Origin of the sequence: Streptacidiphilus sp. ASG 303 (genome assembly GCF_020991365.1) — a bacterium.
In the GTDB taxonomy this organism is placed as follows: domain Bacteria; phylum Actinomycetota; class Actinomycetes; order Streptomycetales; family Streptomycetaceae; genus Peterkaempfera.
This window is the reverse complement of record NZ_JAJLRA010000023.1, coordinates 46,910-63,994: the sequence shown is the minus strand read 5'-3', so window position 1 is coordinate 63,994 and position 17,085 is coordinate 46,910. Positions and strand designations below refer to the sequence as shown.

General features: G+C 71.0%; 8 protein-coding genes and 1 CRISPR repeat array. All 8 genes read right to left on the bottom strand.

Annotated features, from left to right (window positions below; genetic code table 11):
* Window position 1: 1 nt before the first annotated feature.
* The 8 genes from cas1e to LO771_RS23145 all read right to left on the bottom strand — a co-directional run bounded on the left by cas1e (window position 2) and on the right by LO771_RS23145 (window position 17,058).
* Entirely contained in the window at window positions 2–976 is a 975-nt protein-coding gene (gene cas1e / locus LO771_RS23180) for a type I-E CRISPR-associated endonuclease Cas1e (protein ID WP_230745981.1), read from the bottom strand.
* Window positions 973–1,623, bottom strand: coding sequence for a type I-E CRISPR-associated protein Cas6/Cse3/CasE (gene cas6e / locus LO771_RS23175; protein WP_230745973.1), 651 nt, complete (start codon window positions 1,621–1,623; stop codon window positions 973–975). The genes cas1e and cas6e overlap by 4 nt, the downstream gene beginning before the upstream one ends.
* Window positions 1,620–2,378, bottom strand: a complete 759-nt coding sequence (gene cas5e, locus LO771_RS23170) for a type I-E CRISPR-associated protein Cas5/CasD (protein ID WP_230745964.1) — start codon at window positions 2,376–2,378, stop codon at window positions 1,620–1,622. Before cas5e ends, cas6e begins: the two co-directional genes overlap by 4 nt.
* The gene (gene cas7e / locus LO771_RS23165; RefSeq protein WP_230745962.1) at window positions 2,375–3,508 is read right to left on the bottom strand and encodes a type I-E CRISPR-associated protein Cas7/Cse4/CasC; all 1,134 of its coding nucleotides are present in this window, start codon (window positions 3,506–3,508) and stop codon (window positions 2,375–2,377) included. Before cas7e ends, cas5e begins: the two co-directional genes overlap by 4 nt.
* Window positions 3,505–4,209 carry a type I-E CRISPR-associated protein Cse2/CasB gene (gene casB / locus LO771_RS23160; protein ID WP_230745952.1) on the bottom strand — a complete coding sequence of 235 codons (705 nt, stop codon included), beginning with the start codon at window positions 4,207–4,209 and terminating at the stop codon, window positions 3,505–3,507. Before casB ends, cas7e begins: the two co-directional genes overlap by 4 nt.
* Window positions 4,206–5,903: a type I-E CRISPR-associated protein Cse1/CasA gene (casA, locus tag LO771_RS23155; protein ID WP_230745950.1), complete on the bottom strand. Its 1,698-nt coding sequence runs from the start codon at window positions 5,901–5,903 to the stop codon at window positions 4,206–4,208. The genes casB and casA overlap by 4 nt, the downstream gene beginning before the upstream one ends.
* Before the next feature lie 249 nt (window positions 5,904–6,152).
* Window positions 6,153–9,005 carry a CRISPR-associated helicase Cas3' gene (gene cas3, locus LO771_RS23150; protein WP_255744746.1) on the bottom strand — a complete coding sequence of 951 codons (2,853 nt, stop codon included), beginning with the start codon at window positions 9,003–9,005 and terminating at the stop codon, window positions 6,153–6,155.
* 188 nt (window positions 9,006–9,193) lie between these two features.
* Window positions 9,194–15,638: a CRISPR direct-repeat array (repeat unit 29 nt; unit sequence GTCCTCCCCGCCGATGCGGGGGTGTTCCG).
* A 454-nt stretch (window positions 15,639–16,092) separates the two neighbouring features.
* Window positions 16,093–17,058 carry a pirin family protein gene (locus tag LO771_RS23145; protein ID WP_230745939.1) on the bottom strand — a complete coding sequence of 322 codons (966 nt, stop codon included), beginning with the start codon at window positions 17,056–17,058 and terminating at the stop codon, window positions 16,093–16,095.
* Window positions 17,059–17,085 lie beyond the last annotated feature (27 nt).

Here is a 17,085-nt window from a genome sequence, read left to right as displayed (position 1 = left end):
GTCAGGGTTCCGTTGCGTAGTTGACGCCGGCGGGGAGGACGCCTGCCGTCGGATCCCACAGGTGGACGAGTCGGACTTCCCGTTGGTCGGGTTCGTCGTCGGTGTCGTTGTTGGGGCTGAGCATGGTCTGGATGTCACGGACGATACGTGGGAGGAGCTTGATGAGGCGGAAACCGTCGCGGAGCCTGCGCCGTGCTTCTTGTTCGGGGTTCGACGAATCGTGCAGGGAGAAGGCGAGGGGGATGGTGGTGTCGGCCTTGTAGAGATCGGCGATGTCGTAGACAAAGGAGTGCTGGGTGCCTGTGTGGACGAAGCCCAGCGCCGGTGAGCAGCCCATGGCCAGAAGAGCGGCATGGACAACGCCGTACAGGCAGGTGTTGGCCGAGGACAGGGCCAGGTTGACGGGGTCCTGGGTGTCCCATTGGGCGGGGTCGTAGGCGCGGCGGAAGCGGCCGATGCCGTGCTGCTGGGCGAGGATGCGGTAGAGGGCCTTCATGCGCTGGCCTTCCATGCCCCTGAGCTGCGCGAGGGTGATTCCGGGCGGCACGGTGTCGTCGAAGCGACGCTCGTACATCCGGACGGCTACCTGCAGGCGGGGGGTCTCGTCGGCCCAGGCGCGGACCTGCTTTTCGAGCCATTCAGTGGTCAGCGAGGCCGGTTGGATACCGGCGTAGGCCCGGACGGCTCCGGAGCCGGTGCAGACGACCGTGGTGCCGTGGCGGGCGAAGGTGGACAGGGCGCGGGCAGTGATGGAGGTGCCCGGGCCCAGCAGCACGCAGGAGAGGGCGGCAGTGGGGATGTAGACGGTGTCCAGGCCGGTGCGGGTCTCGATCTGGGCGCAGACGCCGGTGTCGTCCTGGACGATGCGGACCATGTCCAGGTAGAGGAAGGACAGGGCGTCGCCGATCTTGGGGAGCATGGCGAGCGAGGGCGCGGCCAGGCGCGCCCTCGCGTCGCGGGCCGGTGGCGGTGTCATGCGGTGGTGGCGGGAGCGAGGCTGAGCAGGCCGGCGCCGTATGCCTTGCCTTTGCCGATTCCGGCGAGGAGAGCTTCGGTGAGGACTTTGGGGTCGGTGACGGTGGCAGTGCCGTCGAAGCGGGTGAGGCTGTGCCGCAGGCGGGGACCGTGACCGTGCTGCTGCGCGGGGCGCAGCGGGGTGGCGGTGAGGGTGTGGACGGCGAGACCAGCACTGGCGGCCCTGCCCATCCACCACTGGTCGGCTTCCGGGCCGCTGAGGGGGGTGACGGGGCCCCGGGCTCCGCGGTGGTCCAGTGGGAGGCGTTGGCGCTTGGAGGGGTTGGCGGCGATGCGGTAGCGCACACGCAGGCCGGCCGCCAGGGCGGTGAACATGGGAGCGAGGTCCTTGACTTCGGCATGGCCGTAGTCATGGGGCAGGCGGGTTGGATCCAGGCCGGTGTTGTGCGCCTGGACGAGGAGGGTGCTGGTGTCGTCGGTCTCGTCGAGCCGGAAGAGGAGTCCGGTCTGCTGTCGGGCGTGGTCGCCGAGGTGGTCGGGCACCAGGCGCATGACCGTGCGGTGCAGTTCGGTGGCGTCGCGCAGGTCGCGCTGGACGTGTCGGCTCATGGGGTTGAGCCGGATCCTGGCCAGGTGGGCGCGGGTCATGCGGGCACTTCCAGGGCGTAGTCGATGAGGGTCCGGGCGAGATCGCAGGGCTCGATGCAGAGGCGGGCCGGGAGTTGCTCGACTGTGCGGTAGAGCCGCCGGGTGCGGTAGCGGCGGTCGGCGGGGGCGAAGCTCTCGGGCATGTCGGTGACGTCCAGGACGGGGGCGTCCTCGGGCAGGTGCGCGGGGGCGGTGTCCCAGAGGAACTCCACCGGGACGGTCGCACGGCCGGGGTCGGCCGGTGGGGGAACGGAAAGGGGCGCGCGGGTAGTGAGTTCGGTGAGGGGGTCGTGGTGGGGACCGCGCAGCACGAGTGGCTCGTCGGGCGGGCAGGAACGGCGGCCCAGATAGGGAGCCCAATGCGGGCGGCGCAGCGCCTCGGTGATGCGTTCCAGGCACTCGGGCGGGCCGGTGACGGCGACGGTGAAGACGGCGTCGGCCAGGTAGTGGCGGTAGGAAAGCACGGCGGTCTTCTTGTGGCCGCCGGCGCTGGTGGCTGCGGTCAGGTTCGGGGGGAGGCCGCCGCCGATGGTGTGGAAGTCGACCATGCGCAGGCCTGGACGGTCGATGCGGACGGTGAAGCCGAGGTCGGCATAGGCGTCGGGTGCCTGGTCGCGGCTGCGGCCTTCGGCGGCCGCGAACATGCCGGTCAGGGCGGAGCGGGTGGGGAACGGGGCGGTGTCGCGGACGCCGAAGGCGGAGCGTTCGCCCCAGGACTGCAGGGGACCGGCGAGCCGGAGCAGGATGCCGGTCACGCCTGGGCCTCGGCGGACGGCAGGGCGGCGTCCACCGCGGCGGTGATGAGCTCGGGGAAGGAGTCGTACGGCGTGCCGAGGCCGTCGAGGGTCTGGACGCCGGCGTGGGCGTGGAAGGAGCGGTGGCGGCCGCCGGTGAGGCGGTCGACGGTGGCGGCGTAGTCGGCCAGGGCCTTGCGGGAGGGGGCGGAGAAGCCGCCGGCGGCGTCCGGGCGGACCGGGGTCTCGAAGGCGGCGGCCATGGAGACGGGCCGGTGTTCGCGGACGGCGAGGTAGGCCAGGTCGGGGATGGTGTGGGGGGCGGTGCTGTTCTTCTTGGCCTGCGGCAGGGACATCAGGAACTGGTCGGCGAAGACACCGACGAGGGCGCGGGCGGTCTTGCGGTCGCCTTCGAGGTTGGTCAGCAGGTCGTCGAGGTTGACGGAGGCGAAGCGGTAGAAGACGCCGGCGCCGAACTCCGCGGTGCTCAGGTGGCCGCTGCCGGTCTCGGCCTCGCCCAGCCAGTCGTCGACGGCGGTGAAGTAGTCGCGCTGCGGTTCGCTGGCGTGGGTGGTCATGGCGTGGGCGACCTGGGCGGCGCCGTCGACGTTGGCTCCGGGCAGTTCGGCGAGCATGCGGCCGAAGAGGCTGATGGAGGCGGTGCGCCGCTTGAGGACGGCGGCGACCTGATCGGTGGGCAGCAGTTGGGCGGGCTTGGCGTTCTTGGCGGGCTTCTTGACGGCGGCCTGTTCGAGGGCGGCGCGGTGTTCCTCGCACAGGGCGACGAGCTCGTCGATGCCGACCGCAGGGAGGAACAGCAGGACGGAGGTGTGGCCGGCATCCTCGGTCTTCAGTCCCTTGTCGCCCGCGCAGGCGGCGATTTGGGCACCGGCGAATGCGGCGGCGTCGGCGTCCCATCCCTTGCGGGCCAGCGACTCCTTGACCTTGACGGGAACCAGGCGGGTACGGGCGGCGGTCTCGCCCAGTTCGCGCTCCACGCCGTGGCGCATGACGCGCTTCCAGGACTGGCTGGAGACTCGGATGCGGTCGGCGTTGCCGTAACGGACAGTCTTGGGGGAGCCCAGGTCGTCGCGGTTGAGATTGGCCGCAGGAACGCTCTGGAGGGCATGCAGGTCAAGGAACATGCTCATCGGTTCGTCTCCGATTCGTTGGTGCGGGCGGAATTGGTGGGGGCGCCGTCTGCGGCGGGGGCATACAGGGCGCGGAAGTAGCTGTCGAACCAGCGGGTGACGATTCGGTCGCGGTCGAGGTCCCACCAAGTGAGGTCCTCCAGCAGCACGGCCCAGGAGATGGTCACGCCTGCGGTCTGCAGGTGCCGGGTGAGCGCGGGCAGGCGGCGCAGCACGGCCTTGGCGCTCTGCCGGGTGAGGAGGTGAAGTTCGGCTTCGGCGGAGTCGTCCTTCAGGGCGCCGTGGCGCACACCTTCGGCGAGGCTGGTGCCCAGGTTGGTGCTGCGCGACCACGTCTGGGCCGATCCGGCGGAACGATCGCTGTCGGAGGACGCCGAATCCGCGGCGGCCTGGGCCGGATCCGGCGCGGTTGCCTGATCGGTGTCGCGGGTCGCGCGGGGACGGGCAGCGATGAGGGCGGCGACCGTGTAGCGGGCCTGACGGGCGGCCGGGTGAAGGTCGGGCGCAGTCAGGGGCACCAGGTGGCGGTGCATGCGCGCGCAGTGCTCGACGGTGCGGCCGATGCCACTGCGCAGGTCGGCCTGGGTGCCCTTGTCACCGCACAGACGCATCACGGTGGCGACGAACTCCTCGGAATACCTCGGTTTCGCCGATGTGTCGGATGTGGTCGTTGCGGCCGCGGGGACGGTAGGTGTCGTCACTGAGTTGTCTCCAGGGCTGCGGCGGGCAGGCGCGGGTCGTCGGCTCGCAAGGTCTGGGCGGGGACGGATGGTGCCTGGGCGGGCGCGGCACGGCGAAGTACCGCCAGGGCATGGTTGAGCGCCCGGGCGACAGGCAAGTTGCGAGCGGCCAGGCCGACGGCGTCGCGGAGCGCTGCCCGGGCGAGGTCGGCGAAGCGCCGGTAGATGGTTGTCGCGTCGGACTGCGGCTGGGTCAGCTCCCAGAACAGCTTCTCGGCCCCGGGCCAGTATGCGGATGTGGCGGTAGCAGCCCACGGTCCAGGCTTCTTCGGGTCGATGCGGACCTTCTCCCCCTCCTTCGGTGGGGAGACCGTCTCCGCCCAGGCGAGCTTGGCGGCGTAGTCCAGCTGAGCACCCAGCTCCTCAGCGGCCCGGCGGCAGGTGGAGATGCGCCAGGCCATCTGCGGGTCCTGCTCCTCCAAGAAGCGCAGAACCCGCGGGGTGGTGGCGGTGTACCAGCCGGTGTCACGCTGCTGACCGTCCTGATGGAACCCGTACACCCGCACCCGCAGAGCATCACGGACCGCCGCAGGCAGCGCGGACAGCAGCTCGAAGATCCGCGGACGACGGAAGTCGTGGACCTCTGCGCTCTTCAGCAGCAGGGCGTCCAGGTCCCGCCAGGCGGCGCGGCCGCAGTCGGCCGGGCGGGCGTAGAACCGACCGTCCTTGCTGCGGTTGAGCACCACGTACGGGTCGTGGGCCTCCTGGGCCGGCTCATGGGTGGACCATGTGATGTAGGCGTCGGTGACCGTTGCCCCGTGCTCCCCCGGCACCAGCAGGACGGCGTGCTTGGCCCGGCCGGTCAGCAGCCGCGCCGGGCTGGTCAGCGGCGGCAGCGGGCCCAGCGGATCCCCTGGCTCCTCCTGCTCCCACGGGCAGGGGTCCTCCTCCTCGGCGGCACTGTCCTCACCGGAAAAGGGCACTCCCAGGATCAGGGAGGTGAACAGGTCGGGCGCCCACGGGTGGAAGGACACCGTCTTTCGCAGCGGTCCGGCGTCGCCATTGCCCGGCTTGACGGTGGTGATCCGTCGGGGGGTGCACTGTCCGCTGGGCCCGTAGTACAGCTGGGCCAGCATGTGCCAGGCCGCCTCGGCCGCCGGGACCGGCAGCGGAGCGGTATCGGTGAAGTGCCCGAACCACACCGCGCCGTTCACTCCGGTCGGCCGGCCCAGCACCAGCTTGTTCACGCCCGAGCTGCTGGGGCACTGCTCGGCCAACCGCGGATCCTGCAGGAACGGCCGCTCGCCGAACAGGTCGAACCTGCCCGCCAGCGCCGGAGCATCGAAGTAGCCGTTCACCCGCTCCGGGGGGAAACGGCCTGCAGCCAGGATCCGGTTCCGCAGCGCGGCCCACTCCTGGACGCCCTCGATGTCCTCATCGCCCATACGCTGCCCGTCGTCATCGGCGGCGATGCGGGCGGTCAGCGCGTACAGGACCCGCAGCAGCCCCGAGGCCGACGGCGGGACCGGCAGCTCCAGATCCTCGATCTCATGGGCGCGCAGGAACAGCTCTCGCAGCCCGACACGCAACGAACGACCGTTGATCCGAACCGGGATCCATGGTCGCTCACGCACATCAAATGCTGGTGGCGACATAGCTTTTCCCTTCCCTTTCGTGCTGCGGCTGCCCGAGGTCGAATCGCGCTGACCAGCCATTACTTGACGCTACAAGCGAGTACTCAGTTGTAGAGGGGCTTTTACGATTCCTCTGCGGCGCCCCCTGCCGAAGATGTAGAGATGAAGCCGCCGGCGTCGCAGCTCCTTGCACTTCATCCCCCGAGTGCGGTCGATCTCTGTCCTCGCCCATGCGAGGGTGCACCGCGAGTGCTCAGCCGTAGTACGCCTGCGGCGTGCCATCCCCACCGACGTGGGGGCAGTGCGCGGCACGCACACCGCAAGCAGGGCTCACGTCCGTACCAGCCCGAGCTCGGTGTCCAAGTGGTACGTCCGATTCCCCACCTGGACGCCAGCTGGGCCGGCCTGCCCGATTTCATGTCGTAGGAGAACAAGGTCAGACAGCATCGTGTGCTGGGCCCACTCCTGCGGGGGTGCCTGGTCAGGGGTCCGGAAGGCCATCCAGGCGGCCTGTACGGGGATGGTGCGCTCCATCACCGCGCGGACCTCGGCGGAGGTGGGCAGCCGCCCCTGGCCCGGGAGCGGCAGCGGCCGTGCTCCCGACACATCCAGCGTCGTGCAACCATCGGGCTGGACGTAGCAGCAGAGCACTCGGACCGAGTCGGCGCCCAGGCGGGTCGCCGCGTCCCATTCCTCGTCCTTCGCCTCGAAGCGGTGCAGCGCCTCCAGTCCAGCGATGTCTTTCACTCGCGGGATCGCCACACAACGCCCAGCCGTCTCCATCGCGGCTTTCCCGCCCTCGTAGGCCAGACGGGCAGGCGCCAGCTCCGGTTCATCCCATCGGTACAGAGGCTGCCCCTCCCTGGTCCGTCCGTCGCCGTGGACCTGCTCAACCAGGTCCTGCACCTCCTCTGGGATGTTCAGCCGCGTACCGTCCCGCTCCACGATGACGCGGGCGGTCGCCTGCAGCAGGTATGTGTCGTAGACCTCGCCCCAGTGCGGCGGCACGGCACCGTTCTCGTCCAGGGGATCCAGGACAACGAGCTGTGGGCCGGCCTCCTGCGCCCAGGCCGGACGGTCACGGCCTCCCGGGCGTCCGTGCCGCGCCCACCACCCCTCATGCCTCCAGCACCGCCCAGCACGCTGCAACAGCAGAGCCAGCGGCGCAAGGTCACTGATGACCAGGTCTGCGTCCAGGTCAAGGGACTGCTCCACGACCTGGGTGGCCACCACGATCCGGCGCACCGGACGGTTACCGGTACGCCCCAGGTCAGAGGTGATTCGCGTGGTGCGGGCCGCGCGGTCGTCCCCTGGCAAGCGGGCGTGGAGCAGCTCGAGCTCCCCGGGGCCAAGGCGTGAGCACAGGCGAGTGCGCAAGCGACTGTAGGTCTGCTGGGCGTCCGCAACGGTCGTGCACACCACCAGAGCGCAGCCGCCCTGGTCGGTCATCAGGGGCTGCAGAAGGTCCTCAATACGCTGGAGGCGGGCCTGGTCAGGCAGCCGGTCAGCAGTGCGGTCAGAGGCGGGAAGAACGTGCCGAACAGCTTCGCGGCGCAGCGCCAGGCGGGTGCGGCGGTCTGCGGTCTGCTGGGTCCGGGCGGCCCCGGACATGCAGGTAGCCGTACGGGTGGCGGCGTCCACGAAGAGCCAGCCAGGGTAGGGAGAGCGGAAGGAGGCGTCGCGCAGCTCTCTCTTGGTGGCTCCGGCGCCGCGAAGGTACTCCTTGATCAGGCGGTCGCTGACCGACACGGGCAGGGTCGCGGACAGCAACACGACCGGGCAGCGATAGGCGCCCAGCCAGTGCAGCAGCCGACCCAGCAGCACCTGCATGTAGGGGTCGTAGGCGTGCGCCTCGTCGACGATGAAGGTCTTGCCTGACAGTGCGAGCATCCGCAGTGCGTTGTGCTTGACCGGCAACACCGCCATCAGGGCCTGATCGATCGTGCCGACAGCGAACTGGGCCAGCAGAGGCCGCTTGCCGCCGCGTAGCCACCGGCTCGCCACTGCCGACCCGGATCCGCTGCCATTCTGGTCGGCGATCTCCCCGGTCAGCACAGCCGGGCCTGTCTGCAGGAGATCCTCGCTGTAGGCGGGATTGAGCCAGGCCATACTGTGCGTGAGCGTCACCGAGGGCGGAGCGGTGCACTGCCGGCGAACGAAGGCATTGACCCGCTCGTACATCTGATCACTGGTGGCCATGGTCGGCAGCAGGAAAGCAAAGCCCCGCGTGCCGCAGGACTCAGCCAGGATGCGTTCGGACTCCAGCGCAGTCTCCGTCTTCCCGTCACCGGTCGCTGCGGTCACCAAGAGGATCCCCGGTCCGCGGACAGCCGCCGGCAACTCGTCCAGTACCGAGCGCTGTAATGCGTTCGGTTGCGGGATGCCATGGGCCTGCACGAACGCGGTGCGCCCCAGATCCACCGGCACCAGGCCCGCTTCCTCCAGCAACGGCAGGCACGCCGCCGATGCCGCCTCCCAGTGCTCCTCCACCGAGGAGATCGGCGCCTTCTGGCGCGCACGCAGGTAGTGCTCCTGGCTCACCAGCCAGTCAGCAAGGATCACCAGTCCCGTCACCAGTACGGCAACCTGCGTGGACACCTCAGCAGGAGCCGCAGGAGCGCCCAGCAGCCGGTGCAGCACTTCTGTGTAAGAGCGACGCAATTCCGCCCAGTTGACTCCACCCAATGCCTGCAGGTGGCAGGGACTGTCGAGCAGGTGTTCCTCCGCGGCATGGAAACGCCCATGATGGCCACCCACGATCTGAGCTGCTCGCAGCCGCACCCCCCACGCCCCGGTGTCCGGATACCCGAGACCCTCCAGCAGTGCTGGCGCGCAACGCATTCCAGCCTGCGCATGGCCCAACTTCTCGCCCCACACCCCCAGGTCGGCATGCAGGGCCTTGCTCAACCCGGTCCAGCCGCGTGGGTCCGCGGACTGGAAGCCAGGCGACAGCTTGCCGATGTCGTGCAGACCCGTCCACAACGACACCGTGGCTCGAGCACGATCAAGATCATCGGCAAGCCCCAGCCCCGCAGAAATGACCTGGCGCTGGCTGGGAGCCAGGAACACATCCCACAGCGATAGCGCGACCGCGGCACTGTCCAACATGTGGAAGATCAAGGGATACGGCTCATCCAGCCCCTTCGCTTTCCCCCACGGACTCCAGTCACTACCGCCCCGCATAACCACCGCCCAAGCCCCCTACGCGCTGCATGACGGAAGATGTAATCACGCCCCACCGACAACGCCCCCATGGACAACATCAGCCCGGTGCCGCCTTTCCTGAACCGCTACGGTGGAGCCGTGAGGGAACCCGCGACCTCTTGGGTCAAGAAAGAGCAAAGGCCCTCTTGAGCCGCAGGTCAGGAAGTGTCCTCCCCGCCGATGCGGGGGTGTTCCAAGCGGACACGGTCGGCCGGGAGGCACATGGGTGGGTCCTCCCCGCCGATGCGGGGGTGTTCCGCCCAGGTGGGCGCCGCGGCAGGTGGCTGGCGAGTCCTCCCCGCCGATGCGGGGGTGTTCCGGAGATCGACGTCTGGTAGCGGACCAGGCTCCTGTCCTCCCCGCCGATGCGGGGGTGTTCCGGCCCGTCTGGTGCGCGAGGAGACCCGCCTGCGGTCCTCCCCGCCGATGCGGGGGTGTTCCGTGCTGGAACGAGCGCATCGCCGCCCGGCTCGCGTCCTCCCCGCCGATGCGGGGGTGTTCCGGACCGTTGCGGACTGGGCGCGCTGTCGCGCGCGTCCTCCCCGCCGATGCGGGGGTGTTCCGACGCCCACGCCCCGGTCGTAGACCGTGATCGTGTCCTCCCCGCCGATGCGGGGGTGTTCCGGCAGCGCGCGCACTGAGCCGCGTCAGCTGACCGTCCTCCCCGCCGATGCGGGGGTGTTCCGACGGTCGTCAGGTCCGAACTCGCCAGCCACTCGTCCTCCCCGCCGATGCGGGGGTGTTCCGTCGCTGTCCCGACACGCCCGCTTGAAGGAGCTGTCCTCCCCGCCGATGCGGGGGTGTTCCGCCGTCGATCGCCGCAATCTGCGGAGTGAGGTTGTCCTCCCCGCCGATGCGGGGGTGTTCCGGGATCCGCCGGTGGCGGCGATGCGGGCCGGCCGTCCTCCCCGCCGATGCGGGGGTGTTCCGCTGACCCCTCCGGAGCCGCCCCCGCGTGCACGGTCCTCCCCGCCGATGCGGGGGTGTTCCGGACGTGTGGAAGCGCAAGGTCGAGCAGTGGTTGTCCTCCCCGCCGATGCGGGGGTGTTCCGTAGGCCCCCCGTGTTCTCCTTCACCCCCCCGGGTCCTCCCCGCCGATGCGGGGGTGTTCCGCCGAGCGCGAAGCCGAGCGCGAAGCCCTCCCCGTCCTCCCCGCCGATGCGGGGGTGTTCCGAGTTCGGCCTCGGCTTCCGCCCCGTCGAAGACGTCCTCCCCGCCGATGCGGGGGTGTTCCGGTCCTCGTCCTCGACTGCGAGAACTCGCCCCGGTCCTCCCCGCCGATGCGGGGGTGTTCCGGCCGAGGACCACTCCCTGGACGCCCTGCGCTAGTCCTCCCCGCCGATGCGGGGGTGTTCCGCCGGACATCTTCGCCTCGACCTACGAGCCGGTGTCCTCCCCGCCGATGCGGGGGTGTTCCGACCACCTGCGAGGCCCGGGCCGGCCGTTCCTGCGGCCGAGTCCTCCCCGCCGATGCGGGGGTGTTCCGCTGGACGCCCGCTGGCGCCACTGGAAGGGGCTGTCCTCCCCGCCGATGCGGGGGTGTTCCGACGGGCACCGGCCGGCGCCCGGGCCCGACCGAGTCCTCCCCGCCGATGCGGGGGTGTTCCGAACTTCCTCGCGCCGCGGTCGTACTGGTACCCGTCCTCCCCGCCGATGCGGGGGTGTTCCGGAGCAGGAACGGGCCGTGCAGGACGCGGCGGAGTCCTCCCCGCCGATGCGGGGGTGTTCCGGACGGTCTGCTGCGGCGGCTGCGGGTCTCCCCGTCCTCCCCGCCGATGCGGGGGTGTTCCGCTCATCACCGTCCGCAAGGCCAGGACGCAGGCGTCCTCCCCGCCGATGCGGGGGTGTTCCGGACCCCGTCGCCCAGCGGCGGTGCGGAGACTGGTCCTCCCCGCCGATGCGGGGGTGTTCCGACCGTGCCGCCGCGGCGCATCCACTCCACCGCGTCCTCCCCGCCGATGCGGGGGTGTTCCGACGAAGCGCGAGGAGATCGCGGGGATCCGCGGGTCCTCCCCGCCGATGCGGGGGTGTTCCGGCGTCGTCGAGTTCGCGGAGGCAGGTGACCATGTCCTCCCCGCCGATGCGGGGGTGTTCCGCTGCTCACGGTGCGTGTCGCCGACGTCCAGTTGTCCTCCCCGCCGATGCGGGGGTGTTCCGTCGTCCCCGACCCCGACGGCGGGTGGGCGTGGGTCCTCCCCGCCGATGCGGGGGTGTTCCGCCCATGAGCACGCTGCTGGTCGGTGCGGTGATGTCCTCCCCGCCGATGCGGGGGTGTTCCGCCGACCATGGACCGGACCCATCCGGTCAGGTAGTCCTCCCCGCCGATGCGGGGGTGTTCCAGCGGACGATCCGCATACTTCCGATTACTCGCCAGTCCTCCCCGCCGATGCGGGGGTGTTCCGCGGACCATCGAGCAGTCCGTGCTGCGGGTCCGGTCCTCCCCGCCGATGCGGGGGTGTTCCGGTGCCGGTGTAGCGGCGGTCGAAGTACGCCTCGTCCTCCCCGCCGATGCGGGGGTGTTCCGCCCATCTACGACCCGGCCGGCTTCCTCGGGGCGTCCTCCCCGCCGATGCGGGGGTGTTCCGGCATCAGGGATCTCCTCGTGTCGGGTGGAGCGGTCCTCCCCGCCGATGCGGGGGTGTTCCGACCACGGCGGCCTCGGTGGCGTCGCGCAGCTTGTCCTCCCCGCCGATGCGGGGGTGTTCCGTCGCAAGCCCCTAGGAAGGTGCGACCCGCATGGTCCTCCCCGCCGATGCGGGGGTGTTCCGACGAGCAGGACGAGCAGGGCCCCGACGAGCATGTCCTCCCCGCCGATGCGGGGGTGTTCCGCCGAGTTCGACCTGTCCGGCGTCGAGGCCCTGGTCCTCCCCGCCGATGCGGGGGTGTTCCAACCACTTGGTCCTCGGTCTCCATCCGGAGGATGTCCTCCCCGCCGATGCGGGGGTGTTCCGTTGCAAGTTGCGGCGGTTTCCGGGGAGGGGGCGTCCTCCCCGCCGATGCGGGGGTGTTCCGGACCCGCACGTGGTTCGCCCGGCCGCCGAACAGTCCTCCCCGCCGATGCGGGGGTGTTCCGTTGATGCCTGGCCGGTCTCGCGGTGCAGTGATGTCCTCCCCGCCGATGCGGGGGTGTTCCGTCGAAGCCGGCCCGCGAGAGAATCTCCTTGATGTCCTCCCCGCCGATGCGGGGGTGTTCCGATCATGTCGGCGGAGTACGACCTGGTCTTCGCGTCCTCCCCGCCGATGCGGGGGTGTTCCGATCATGTCGGCGGAGTACGACCTGGTCTTCGCGTCCTCCCCGCCGATGCGGGGGTGTTCCGGCCGCACAGGGCCGCAGGGGGCCGCAGGGTCCGTCCTCCCCGCCGATGCGGGGGTGTTCCGGCCGGTCGGTGGGCGACCAACCTGCGCTGGTAGTCCTCCCCGCCGATGCGGGGGTGTTCCGAGCCCCAGCTCTCCCGGCGCGTCGGCCGGGCGGTCCTCCCCGCCGATGCGGGGGTGTTCCGACCCACAGCGCCTGGACCGCCGCCCGCCAGTGGTCCTCCCCGCCGATGCGGGGGTGTTCCGTCGCCGAGGGCGCTCGCCGCGGTGAGGTTGGAGTCCTCCCCGCCGATGCGGGGGTGTTCCGTACACGGGCAGGGTGGCCGTGGAGAGGTGACCGTCCTCCCCGCCGATGCGGGGGTGTTCCGAAGTACGCCGAGTCGTTGAAGGGGCTGGCGCCGTCCTCCCCGCCGATGCGGGGGTGTTCCGTTCGCCACCACCGGCAACCAGCGCAGCTGGTTGTCCTCCCCGCCGATGCGGGGGTGTTCCGGCCGCCGCATGGAGGCCGCCGACACTGACGACGTCCTCCCCGCCGATGCGGGGGTGTTCCGGCGTCGACCAGGCCGTTGAGCAGGGCCACGGGGTCCTCCCCGCCGATGCGGGGGTGTTCCGTTCTTGGCCTCGATCCAGGCCGAGCCGGTCTGGTCCTCCCCGCCGATGCGGGGGTGTTCCGTGGTCACATTCTGGTCATCCGGATGAGCCTGAGTCCTCCCCGCCGATGCGGGGGTGTTCCGTCCGCCCGCAGGGACTCCACTTCCGAGCGCGCGTCCTCCCCGCCGATGCGGGGGTGTTCCGGCCGACCTGGCCGCGCGCCGCGCCCAGCTCGCGTCCTCCCCGCCGATGCGGGGGTGTTCCGGTGTTCGGTCCGGCCGGGGTGCGGTAGACGCGGTCCTCCCCGCCGATGCGGGGGTGTTCCGGCGGACATCCGGCGGTGATGGGGGCTGGGAAGCGTCCTCCCCGCCGATGCGGGGGTGTTCCGACGTGCGAGGACACCTGGGCCACCTTGGCCGCGGTCATCCCCGCCGATGCGGGGGTGTTCCGTCGAGCACCACCATGCGCCCGCCGTTGCGGAGGTCCTCCCCGCCGATGCGGGGGTGTTCCGACGATTGCGTGGATGTGGGGGTGCCACAGGTTGTCCTCCCCGCCGATGCGGGGGTGTTCCGTCCACGAGGTTCCTTCCAAGAGATTCGTGGGCGTCCTCCCCGCCGATGCGGGGGTGTTCCGCTGGACGTGGTGCAGTTCGCGATCCGGGTGACGTCCTCCCCGCCGATGCGGGGGTGTTCCGGTGCTCGGCCGGGTGCGGGCCGAGGCCATGGCGTCCTCCCCGCCGATGCGGGGGTGTTCCGACGTACGGGCCGGCGCCGGTGTCGTCGGGAATGTCCTCCCCGCCGATGCGGGGGTGTTCCGCCCGGGGCCCAGGACGGCCGCGCGACCACGCAGTCCTCCCCGCCGATGCGGGGGTGTTCCGACGAGGTCTCCGGCCTGCAGGTGGTGCTCGTCGTCCTCCCCGCCGATGCGGGGGTGTTCCGGCCCAGCGCCCCGCGATCCTGGCCCGGGCCCGGTCCTCCCCGCCGATGCGGGGGTGTTCCGCAGGCCGAGGCCGAGCGGGACCAGCTCGCTGCGTCCTCCCCGCCGATGCGGGGGTGTTCCGCCAGCTAGCAAGGCGGCAGGCCCGCAGGTCCCGTCCTCCCCGCCGATGCGGGGGTGTTCCGTCCCGCGGCGTCATGGTCAGGTAGTGGGCGATGTCCTCCCCGCCGATGCGGGGGTGTTCCGCTGACGGTGCGGAAGTCCTCCTCGGCGAAGCCGTCCTCCCCGCCGATGCGGGGGTGTTCCCGTCTCCCCCTTCCCCCCATGTGGGAGGACGAGTCCTCCCCGCCGATGCGGGGGTGTTCCCTGGAACGAGAACGTCGCCGCGACGGTGCCGGAGTCCTCCCCGCCGATGCGGGGGTGTTCCGCGCACCTCGGGGGTCTCGGGGCGGTCGCGGGGGTCCTCCCCGCCGATGCGGGGGTGTTCCGGTGAAGACGGTCGGGTCGCCGGTGACCAGCGAGTCCTCCCCGCCGATGCGGGGGTGTTCCGTACTCGATCCCGCTCGGTAGCGACGGGCAGATGTCCTCCCCGCCGATGCGGGGGTGTTTCGGCGGAGAGCCATGACCGGGATCATGGAGCCGGGTCCTCCCCGCCGATGCGTGGGTGTTCCGTCGCTTGCGATCGTCTCCGACGCCCGGCGGCCGTCCTCCCCGCCGATGCGGGGGTGTTCCGTCCAGCCCCTCGGCGGTGCGACCGAAGAGCGGGTCCTCCCCGCCGATGCGGGGGTGTTCCGGAGGAGACGGCGTCCGGGACCAGGGCGTTACCGTCCTCCCCGCCGATGCGGGGGTGTTCCGATCTGGGTCGCCTTGTCGCGGATCCCGCCCCAGTCCTCCCTGCCGATGCGGGGGTGTTCCGGCGCCCTCGACGTCGTAGTCCTGGATGTTCAGGTCCTCCCCGCCGATGCGGGGGTGTTCCGGTGACGCCGGCCTCGGTCAGGAGCTGGCGGACGTCCTCCCCGCCGATGCGGGGGTGTTCCGCCCGACCGGGGCCAGTCCAACCCCCTAGAGCCGTCCTCCCCGCTGATGCGGGGGTGTTCCGCGGCTGCCACGGCTCGACCTTGCCGCCCCATAGTCCTCCCCGCCGATGCGGGGGTGTTCCGAACCGGAAGATCCTGCCGGCCCTCACCTGCTGGTCCTCCCCGCCGATGCGGGAGTGTTCCGTCGTGGATGTTCTGCAGGCTGAACGACATGGTGTCCTCCCCGCCGATGCGGGGGTGTTCCGACGTTGTCGCGCATGGAGGTGTCGCCGCCCATGTCCTCCCCGCCGATGCGGGGGTGTTCCGGACGTTTCACATGATGCAGCAAAACGCTGCCCGTCCTCCCCGCCGATGCGGGGGTGTTACGTGACCCCTACGGTGCTCCGGCCGGGGATGGCTGTCCTCCCCGCCGATGCGGGGGTGTTCCGGTCGACGTCAACGACGCGGCCGGCGGCACCCCGTCCTCCCCGCCGATGCGGGGGTGTTCCGGTCGACGTCAACGACGCGGCCGGCGGCACCCCGTCCTCCCCGCCGATGCGGGGGTGTTCCGGACGTTTCACATGATGCAGCAAAACGCTGCCCGTCCTCCCCGCCGATGCGGGGGTGTTCCGTGGGACATGGACATGGGGTCCTCCTGATGGGTGTCCTCCCCGCCGATGCGGGGGTGTTCCGGACGGCGGGGACATCGTGAGTGTGGTGCGCTCGTCCTCCCCGCCGATGCGGGGGGTGTTCCCGGAATGGCAATCGACTGCATGCCACGAAGATGCGTCGGAGTGCTCACAGACGACATCGGCGATCTCGAACCAACTTGTCAGTTTCGTACAGGCGCTGTCAGCCGCGCGCCAATGGAACAGCGAGTGATTCGCCGGCTCAGAGACCTATCACCGTCGGCCGAGTCCGCCTCCGAAGAGACTGGCCGTTCGGACCTTCACAAGACACTAGACAGACACCAGAACTGGATGGCCCTCACCCTTCGACGCAACCTGACAGCCAATCATAAAAGTCAGCATTGAGTCAGCATTAGCCTTGGCACGCCTTGTCATAAGCTGCCGTAGACACGACTGACAGCCGACGCCTTAGACAGTCGTACGGCGACTCTGCCAACCAAGCGACCGACAGAGTCGACAAGACGCGGTGACACACTCGGGCGCCCAGCCGTCGAGATACGGAGCCTTGAAAACCACAGCTCAGCGCGCCCGTCCACGCGGCTTGAGAGGGCCCGGAGGGAGGTTCGGGGCCGGGAGCCGGAGGCCGTCGTAGCCGTGGACCTGGCCGAAGCGGACGCCCTCCTCCCACTCCTGCCTGGCCTGTACGATCTCCTCGCTGTCCCTGGCGATGAAGTTCCACCACATGACGATCTCCTCGTCGAAGGGCTCGCCGCCGAGGAGGAGGAGCCGGGCGTCGGAGTCGCCGCGCAGGCGCAGGGCGTCGCGGCCGGAGCCGAGGTAGAGCAGGGCGCCCGGGTCGAGTCGGACGCCGTCGGCCTCGGGGGCGCCGGAGAGGGTGAGCACCGCGTACTCGAAGTCGCGCTCCAGCGGCAGCGCGGCCTCGGCGCCGGCGGCGAGCACGACCTCGGCGCCGACCAGGGGCGAGAAGGCGGTGCCGGGGGAGGCGGCGCCGTCGAGTTCGCCCATGGCGACCGTGGCCCGCAGTCCGGGGGCGGTGACGACGGGCAGGTCGGCGTGGTGCTCGAATCCGGGGTCGGTGCGGCGGTGCTCCTCGGGCAGGGCGACCCAGAGCTGGGCGCCGTGCAGCAGCGCGGGGTGGGGGGCGGGCGACTGCTCGGAGTGGGCGATGGCCCGGCCGGCGGTCATCAGGCCCAGCTCGCCGGGGCGGATCGTCTGCACGCTCCCGGTGCTGTCGCGGTGCAGGATCTCGCCGTCGAGCAGCCAGCTGACGGTCTGCAGCCCGATGTGGGGGTGCGGCGGCACCTGCATGCCGGGCTCGGCGGTGATGTCGTCGGGCCCGTAGTGGTCGACGAAGCACCAGGCGCCGACCATGCGGCGGCCGAGGGTGGGCAGGACCCTGCGGACCTGCGTGGACTCGCCCAGCAGGACGGTGCGGCCGGGCAGCACGTCGCGCACCGGGCCGCCGGGGACGGACCGGCGGCCGCCGCAGACGGTGGGCACGGGCCGGACATCGAGGTTGCTCACGGGGCCACCGTACGCCCGTGGGGGCCC